A 7,362-nucleotide genomic window follows, 5' to 3' on the forward strand; every position below is an offset into this window, starting at 1 on the left:
ATGAAAAACCTGTCGAGTAATACGCCTGCGGTTTCCATCCGGTCTCGCCGCCCCACGCTGCTCATCGGGTTTGCGACCCTGTGGAGCTTGCCCGGCCTGGCTCCAGCGCTGGAGTTGGGCGAGGGTTTCGACCTCGCGGCACTGACCACCCACGGTATTGACCCGAAGGTCTCCGACTACTTCCGCAGTGCGGCGCGTTTTCGCGAAGGCGTCCAGGTGGTGGGGCTGCGGGTCAACGGGAACCCGCTCGGGTCAGTCGATGCGCGGTTCGACGCACAGGGGCAATTGTGTTTCACCCCGGGCTTGCTCGAGAAAGCCGGGTTGGTGCAGCCCCGCGCCGTTGTCCGCAAAGGCGCGTCACCGGACCAGGCCTGCCATGACTTTCTGGGCGCCTTCCCGACGACGATGGTTCGGCTCCGGCCCGGCATCGATGAGGTGGCACTGGTGGTGCCGACCCAGTCATTGCGTGAACCCCAGTGGGAGGTAGGGGACTTTGCCCAGGGTGGCGCAGCGGCGATGTTCAACTATGACGTGCTGGGTTTCGACAACCGTTCGCGCAGTGAGTCCAGCCGGTTCGTGTCGGCCTACACCGAAGCAGGCTTCAACCTGGGCGACTGGATTGTCCGCAGCCGCCAATTCTATGTGTCCGACAATGGCGACGCGCGCACCGAACACCTGTACGCCTTCGCCCAGCGGGATCTGGCCGTGCTGCGATCGACGTTCCAGGTGGGCCAGCTCTCCAGCAACAATCCGCTGTTTGGCGGCATCCAGTTGTCCGGTGTGCAGTTTTCCCCCGATGGCCAGTCGCGGGTGCCGGCGGGCGGCAATAATGCGGTGGTCGAGGGGCTGGCCCAGAGTCAGTCGCGGATTGAAGTGCGCCAGTCCGGCGTGCTGATCCATAGCACGCTGGTGCCCGAAGGCCCCTTCCGGCTGACCGGGTTGCCTTTGCTCAATGGCACCAGCGACCTCGAAGTCAGCGTGATCGATGTACGCGGCGCCAAGCGCAGTTTCGTGGTGCCGGCGGCTTCGTTCGCGGGGGCAGCCCCGGCGGCGCCCGGCTATTATTTTTCGCTCGGCAAGGTGCGCGAAAACATCGACGCGCGGGCGCCGTCGCCGGTGGTCGCCATGGGCAGCGGCACCTGGGGTCTGGGGCGTGAATCGTCGGCGGGGTTTGGCTTATTGAGCACCGATGAATACTGGTCGGCAGGCGGCACCCTGAGCAGCGTCTTTTTCCAGCGGGTTGCGGTTGGCGCTCGCCACAATGTGTCCCGGGACGGCCGTAACGCGGTGTCGGGTTCGCGTAGCAGCGTGTCCGTGAGCAGCCCGGTCTACGCCAATATAGACGTCAACTTCAGCGCCACCACCCAGACCCGGGGGTATCGCGAGGTGCTTGAAGCGGGCCGCTCGTTCAAGGCCGACGAGTTGGGTTCGCGCTTCAAGAACCAGTACACGGCGGGCATGAGCTGGGCCGATCCAACCCTGGGCGTGTTCTCCCTGGGTTATTCGCGCAGCGCGCAATTTGACCGGCAAACGGCCGAACATGTGTTTGCTTCGTGGAACAAGTCGTTCAGTCACGTCGATGTTGCTTTGATCGCCGACTCGCAGGTGGGCGGCACGCGGCCGCGGCGTGACGCCACCGTTGCCGCCGGCCGGCGCGATAGCACGGTGGACAATGATCTGTCGGTACGGTTGCAGATCAGCGTGCCGCTGGGCGGTGATCGTCGTGTGAACAGCTACGTCAGTCGGCGTGGTAACCAGTCCCGCGCCGGTACGGCACTCAGCGAGCGGGTCAATGACTATGTGAATTACGAGGTGGGTGTCGAGCGCGACCTCAGCGCCCGCGAACAAGCGGTTCGCGGCCATGTGGACCTGCTGCCGCGCTACACCCGCGTCGGCCTGGGCGTCAGCCGAGATGCCCAGGGCACCGGTTATACGGGGCAATTGCAAGGCGGCATCGTCGCGCACGAAAACGGCCTGACCTTCTCGCCCTATGCGGTGCAGGACACGTTCGGCATCGTCTCCGTGGGGGATATCGGTTCCGCGAAAGTCGAAACCCCCCAGGGGCCGGTGTGGACCGACTTCACCGGGCAGGCCGTGATTGCCGGCTTGCCGGCGTATGCCAACAGCCGCCTCGAAGTGCAGACGCAGTCGTTGCCCAGGCGGGTTGACCTGAAGAACGGCACCCAGGTGCTCGCCGCCGGTCGCGGGTCCTTCAATACCGTCGCGTTCGATGTGGTGACAGTGCGCCGCGTGTTGCTCACCGCCAGCGATCAGCACGGTCAGCGGTTGCCCCAGGGCGCGTCGGTATTCGGCCAGGATGGCCGCTTCCTCACCAGTGTGGTGGGCGAGGGCATGATTTTCCTGAATGACGTCAATGAGTCGCAAAGCCTGCGGGTTTCGTTGCCGGACTCTTCCGCCTGCCAACTGAGCCTTGACCCCGGAACCCAGCCTGACCATGACAAGTTCTATGAGACCACGACGGCGGTGTGCCATGGCCGCTAAGTGGAGAAGCGCGGGCGTCGTCCTGTTCTGCGCGCTGTTGATGGCCCAGGGCGTGCGCGCTGAAAACTGCCGGTTGTCCGTGAGCCAGCCGCGCCTCGACTATGGCGTCATTCGCAGGGAGGCCGTTGTCCAGAGTACCTCCGTGGCCCTCGGCACCCGCACGCTGCACCTGAACGTCGTGTGTACGCAGCCTTCGATGATGGCGTTGCGCTTCATCGGTGCGGCGGATGGGCAAGGTTTCCGGTTTGACCGCCAGGGGCGTATGCGCCTGAGTCTCAAGCATGCCCAGGTCGATGGGCGCACCGTCGAGTGGGGGGTGGCGCATTTGCCCGGTGAAACCGTCAGCGGGGCGTTGTTGCCGGGCCAGGTCCTGGTGGCACGCGCAGCAGGTCAAGCGCTGGTCGGCCAGCGCCTGACGGCCCAGGTCGATGTCGATATCGACCTGCCTTCCGATGCCCTGCAGGTCCGTGATGAAACGCGGCTGGAGGGGCAGGGCACCTTCGAGCTGGTCAGCCCGGCTGCCCCACCGAGCCGATGAAGTTGGCCAGTTCGGGGGTGCGGGGGTTGGCGAACAGCGCCTGGGGCGGGCCCACTTCATGCACCTTGCCCTGGTGCATGAACACCAGTTTGTCCCCGACTTCGCGGGCGAAACGCATTTCGTGGGTCACCATGATCAGGGTCATGCCGTCCTTGGCCAGTTGGCGCACCACGCTCAGCACTTCATTGACCAGCTCTGGGTCCAGCGCCGAGGTGATCTCGTCGCACAGCAACACTTTGGGCGACATGGCCAGGGCGCGGGCTATCGCGACGCGTTGTTGCTGGCCACCGGACAGGCGATCAGGGAAGGCGTCGAACTTCTCGCCCAGGCCGACCCGCTCCAGCATCTGCCGCGCCAACTGGGCGGCCTTGGCCTTGGGCACTTTCTGCACCACCTGCGGCGCGAGCATGACGTTTTCGCCCACCGTCAGGTGCGGGAACAGGTTGAACTGCTGGAACACCATGCCGACTTTCTGCCGCAGGCTGCGCAGGTCGGCGCGGGCGGCGTCGAGGTATTCGCCGTCGACTTCGATCACGCCGTCGTTGATCGACTCCAGGCCATTGAGGGTGCGCAGCAAGGTCGACTTGCCCGAGCCGCTGCGGCCGATGATCGCGACGACCTGGCCTTCTTCAACGGTCAAGTCGATGCCCTTGAGCACATGGTGATCGCCGTAATACTTATGCAGGGCGGAAATTCTAAGCAGAGGCATGCAGTCTCCTTTCCAGGTAGCGCGCACTGAGGGACAAGGGGTAGCAGAGCAGGAAGTAACCGAGGGCCACCAGGCCATAGACCATAAAGGGCTCGAACGTGGCGTTGGCGAGCATGCCGCCGGTCTTGGTCAGTTCGGTGAAGCCGATGATCGAGGTCACTGCGGTGCCTTTGACCACTTGCACCGAGAACCCCACGGTAGGCGCCACGGCAATCCGCAGGGCCTGGGGCAGGATCACGTAGCGCAGCTGTTCCAGCGGGCTCAGGGCCAGGCTGGCCGAGGCTTCCCACTGCCCGTGGGCGATGGAGTCGACGCAGCCGCGCCAGATCTCGGCGAGGTAGGCGCTGGTAAACAAGGTCAAGGCAATCGCCGCCGCCAGCCAGGGCGAGATGTCCACCCCGAGCAGGGCGACGCCGAAAAACACCAGGAACAGCTGCATCAACAGCGGCGTGCCCTGGAACAGTTCGATATAGGTGCGGGCGACATTGCGCGGGAAGGCTTTGCGGCTGATACGCATCGTCATCACCAGCAGGCCGATCAGGCCACCGCCCACAAACGCCACCAGCGACAGCAACAGTGTCCATTGCAGGCCGATGAGCAGGTTGCGCACGATGTCCCAGAAGGAAAAATCACTCATCGGCTGTTCCTCATCACAAACCGGCGGCCGATCCAGTTGAGCAACTGGCGAATCATCAACGCCATGCACAGGTACACCAGGGTGGTCAGGGCATAGGTCTCAAAGGCGCGGAAGTTGCGCGACTGGATGAAGTTGGCGGCAAAACTCAGCTCTTCGGTGGCGATCTGCGAACACACCGCCGAGCCGAGCATCACAATGATGATCTGGCTGCTCAGGGCCGGCCACACCTTGCCCAGCGCCGGCAGTAACACCACGTGGCGGAACGCCTCGAAGCGCGTCATTGCCAGGGCGGCAGCAGCCTCCAGCTGACCACCGGGGATCGCCTGGATGCCGGCGCGGATGATCTCGGTGGAATAGGCGCCCAGGTTGATCACCATCGCCAATACCGCCGCTTGCCACTCGGTGATTTTCAGCCCCAGGGAAGGCAGGCCGAAGAAGATGAAAAACAACTGCACCAGAAATGGCGTGTTGCGGATCAACTCGACATACACCCCGAAGAACCAGGCGAACGGCTGGATTTTCCACGCCCGCACCACTGCGCCGACGGTGCCCAGGGCCACCCCCAGGATTGCGCCGATCGCCGTCAGTTCAAGGGTGAACAGGGCGCCGCGCAACAGCAGGTCGGTATTGGCCAGCACCGGCACAAAGTCGAATTGATAGGCCATGAATCAGCTCCGTCGCGGGCTTCAGAGATCAGCAGGCAGAGGTTCTTTCAGCCACTGCATTGCATTCTTTTCCAGGCTGCCGTCAGCCTTGGCCGCCACCAGGATCTGGTTGACCTTCTCCAGCAGCGCCGGCTCGTTCTTGTTCACGCCCACGTACACCGGCGAATCCTTGAGCTTCACTTTCAGCGCTGGCACGCGTTTCGGGCTGCGCTCGCTGATCGCAACCATCACCACGTTGCCGCTGGCGATCAGGTCGACCTGGCCGGCCAGGTAGGCGGCGATGGTCGAATTGTTGTCTTCGAAGCGCTTGATCGTGGCTTCCTTGGGCGCGACGGCCGTCAGCTCGATGTCTTCGATGGCGCCGCGGGTCACGCTGATGGTCTTGCCCTTGAGGTCGTCGGTGCTGCTGATGGCGGCGTCAGGCGGGCCGAACACGGCCAGGTAGAACGGCGCGTAGGCCTTGGAGAAGTCGATGACCTTTTCTCGCTCGGGGTTCTTGCCCAGGCTGGAAATCACCAGGTCGACCTTGCCGGTCGTGAGGAACGGGATGCGGTTGGTGCTGTTGACCGGGGTCAGCTCCAGTTTGACCTTGAGCTGGTCGGCCAGCAGCTTGGCGGTGTCGATGTCCAGGCCGCGTGGTTTCATGTCGGGGCCGACCGAGCCGAACGGCGGGAAGTCCTGGGGCACGGCGACCTTCAAGGTGCCGCGGGCAACGATATCGTCCAGACCGTTGGCCTGGGCGGGTGCCTGGCTCAGCATCAGGCTGGCAAACAGGGCGGTGAGCAGGGCGCTGTAGCGCTTGGTCATGGGAACTCTCCGAGAAGGGCGAAGGGGTATTCTGTTTTTGCCCAGTGCACAGCCCATGCCATCCCGGCTCGGTTCGTCTGCAAGGCCGGGATTTGTTGAGCTTCAGTGGTCTTACTGGTCTGAACAGTGAGCGCGGCTTTCGCACCTTTTTCGAGCGCCGCCCAAAGCGCGCGAGCCCCTTTGGGGCGTGGCTTGCCGCCGGGCACGAATAGCTTTACAACTAGCCGCTCAGTTGTCTGGAACCTTGAGTTTTTTATGAATTCCATCGCCCAAGCGGTACCGGAAGCGGCCTTGCAGGCCATCCGCAAACTGATCAAGGAGCAAGGCTTCGGGCCGGGCGACGCACTGCCGTCCCAGCGCGACCTGGCGCTGCAGTTGGGCGTGAGCCGGGCGTCATTGCGCGAAGCGTTGTCGTCCCTGAGTGCCTTGGGGGTGGTCAGCGTGCAGCCGGGCAAAGGTGTGTTCGTGCAAGAGGCACAGGAGCCGCCGGGGTTTGCGTGGCCCTTCGCGGCCCAGGCGACGCCGCTGGATATCTTCCAGTTGCGCTATGCCCTGGAAGGGTTTGCGGCAGGGTTGGCGGCCGTCACGCTGACCATTGATGAACTGGATAGCCTGGAAGAGAATGTCGAAGCCATGCGCAAGGTGCTCAAGGCCGGCGACTTCGAAGCGGCCGCGCGGCTGGACTTCGAATTCCACCAGCGCATCCTCCTCGCCAGCGGCAACCAGGCGATGGTCAGCATCCTGAGTGCCAGCGCCGAGGTGTTCCTGGAGAGTCAGAAGCTACCGTTCATCCGGCCGGAGCGGGCCATGGAAACCTGGCAGGAGCACCGCAGAGTCTTGCGCGCCCTGGCCCGGCGCGCGAGCGCGGCGGCGCAGAAAACCATGCAGGAACATGTACGTAATGCGGCGTTGCGCACCGGGATTGCTTTCGTGACTCCCGTAGCGCCGTGAGCGAGGCGATACCCAAACTCATGCGCCACCATAGCAAGACTCAATCAGAGGCGGCTTCCTGAACGAGGGAAGGGCAGCTATGATGGGTCACGTTTTTTTTGCTTACAATCCGGAGACATCCATGAGCAACGATCTTATCAAGCACGTCACCGACGCGACCTTTGAGGCCGAAGTACTCAAGGCTGCTGGCCCGGTGCTGGTTGACTACTGGGCTGAATGGTGTGGCCCTTGCAAAATGATCGCTCCGGTTCTGGACGACATTGCAACCGAGTACAACGGCAAATTGACCATTGCCAAGCTGAACATCGACGAAAACCAGGAAACCCCGGCCAAGCATGGCGTGCGTGGTATTCCGACCCTGATGCTGTTCAAGGACGGCGAAGTCGCAGCGACCAAAGTGGGCGCGCTGTCGAAGTCCCAACTGGCTGCATTCATCGACGTGAACATCTAAGCGCCGTCAAAAAAGCCCCGCAAATTCAGGCTGTGTGAAAACCTAGCAATTTGCCGCTCGGTTTAAGAAAATGCCCGTATCGCAAGATACGGGCATTTTTCT

At 63.1% G+C, this 7,362-nt stretch carries 8 protein-coding genes; 4 read left to right on the forward strand and 4 right to left on the reverse strand.

Going from position 1 to position 7,362, the window contains the following annotated elements; all coding sequences use genetic code 11:
- Both AC07W0_RS14555 and AC07W0_RS14560 read left to right on the forward strand, forming a co-directional pair.
- Entirely contained in the window at positions 1–2,502 is a 2,502-nt protein-coding gene (locus AC07W0_RS14555) for a fimbria/pilus outer membrane usher protein (protein WP_173677816.1), read from the forward strand.
- Positions 2,492–3,040, forward strand: a complete 549-nt coding sequence (locus tag AC07W0_RS14560; protein WP_017845137.1) for a DUF1120 domain-containing protein — start codon at positions 2,492–2,494, stop codon at positions 3,038–3,040. Before AC07W0_RS14555 ends, AC07W0_RS14560 begins: the two co-directional genes overlap by 11 nt.
- Here AC07W0_RS14560 and AC07W0_RS14565 read toward each other — a convergent pair.
- The 4 genes from AC07W0_RS14565 to AC07W0_RS14580 are packed head-to-tail and all read right to left on the reverse strand — an operon-like array spanning position 3,012 to position 5,858.
- Positions 3,012–3,749: an amino acid ABC transporter ATP-binding protein gene (locus AC07W0_RS14565; protein WP_017845136.1), complete on the reverse strand. Its 738-nt coding sequence runs from the start codon at positions 3,747–3,749 to the stop codon at positions 3,012–3,014. The genes AC07W0_RS14560 and AC07W0_RS14565 overlap by 29 nt on opposite strands.
- On the reverse strand, positions 3,736–4,386 hold the full coding sequence (locus AC07W0_RS14570) for an amino acid ABC transporter permease (RefSeq protein WP_017845135.1): 651 nt from the start codon (positions 4,384–4,386) through the stop codon (positions 3,736–3,738). The genes AC07W0_RS14565 and AC07W0_RS14570 overlap by 14 nt, the downstream gene beginning before the upstream one ends.
- Positions 4,383–5,051: an amino acid ABC transporter permease gene (locus AC07W0_RS14575; protein ID WP_017845134.1), complete on the reverse strand. Its 669-nt coding sequence runs from the start codon at positions 5,049–5,051 to the stop codon at positions 4,383–4,385. Before AC07W0_RS14575 ends, AC07W0_RS14570 begins: the two co-directional genes overlap by 4 nt.
- A gap of 21 nt (positions 5,052–5,072) precedes the next feature.
- A complete protein-coding gene (locus AC07W0_RS14580) occupies positions 5,073–5,858 on the reverse strand; it encodes a transporter substrate-binding domain-containing protein (RefSeq protein ID WP_046381688.1) in 786 nt (261 codons plus the stop codon).
- Positions 5,859–6,113: 255 nt separating this feature from the next.
- Here AC07W0_RS14580 and AC07W0_RS14585 point away from each other — a divergent pair, with 255 nt between their 5' ends.
- Together AC07W0_RS14585 and trxA are read left to right on the forward strand one after the other, a co-directional pair.
- Entirely contained in the window at positions 6,114–6,809 is a 696-nt protein-coding gene (locus tag AC07W0_RS14585) for a FadR/GntR family transcriptional regulator (RefSeq protein WP_017845132.1), read from the forward strand.
- Between the two features lie 121 nt (positions 6,810–6,930).
- Positions 6,931–7,260: a thioredoxin TrxA gene (gene trxA / locus AC07W0_RS14590; RefSeq protein WP_017845131.1), complete on the forward strand. Its 330-nt coding sequence runs from the start codon at positions 6,931–6,933 to the stop codon at positions 7,258–7,260.
- Positions 7,261–7,362 lie beyond the last annotated feature (102 nt).

The sequence above is a fragment of the Pseudomonas sp. GW704-F2 genome, assembly GCF_059423025.1.

Coding starts and splice junctions, on each gene's coding strand:
- AC07W0_RS14555 (WP_173677816.1), top strand. CDS start 1: ATGAAAAACCTGTCGAGTAATACGCCTGCGGTTTCCATCCGGTCTCGC.
- trxA (WP_017845131.1), top strand. CDS start 6,931: ATGAGCAACGATCTTATCAAGCACGTCACCGACGCGACCTTTGAGGCC.
- AC07W0_RS14575 (WP_017845134.1), bottom strand. CDS start 5,051: ATGGCCTATCAATTCGACTTTGTGCCGGTGCTGGCCAATACCGACCTG.
- AC07W0_RS14585 (WP_017845132.1), top strand. CDS start 6,114: ATGAATTCCATCGCCCAAGCGGTACCGGAAGCGGCCTTGCAGGCCATC.
- AC07W0_RS14580 (WP_046381688.1), bottom strand. CDS start 5,858: ATGACCAAGCGCTACAGCGCCCTGCTCACCGCCCTGTTTGCCAGCCTG.
- AC07W0_RS14565 (WP_017845136.1), bottom strand. CDS start 3,749: ATGCCTCTGCTTAGAATTTCCGCCCTGCATAAGTATTACGGCGATCAC.
- AC07W0_RS14560 (WP_017845137.1), top strand. CDS start 2,492: ATGGCCGCTAAGTGGAGAAGCGCGGGCGTCGTCCTGTTCTGCGCGCTG.
- AC07W0_RS14570 (WP_017845135.1), bottom strand. CDS start 4,386: ATGAGTGATTTTTCCTTCTGGGACATCGTGCGCAACCTGCTCATCGGC.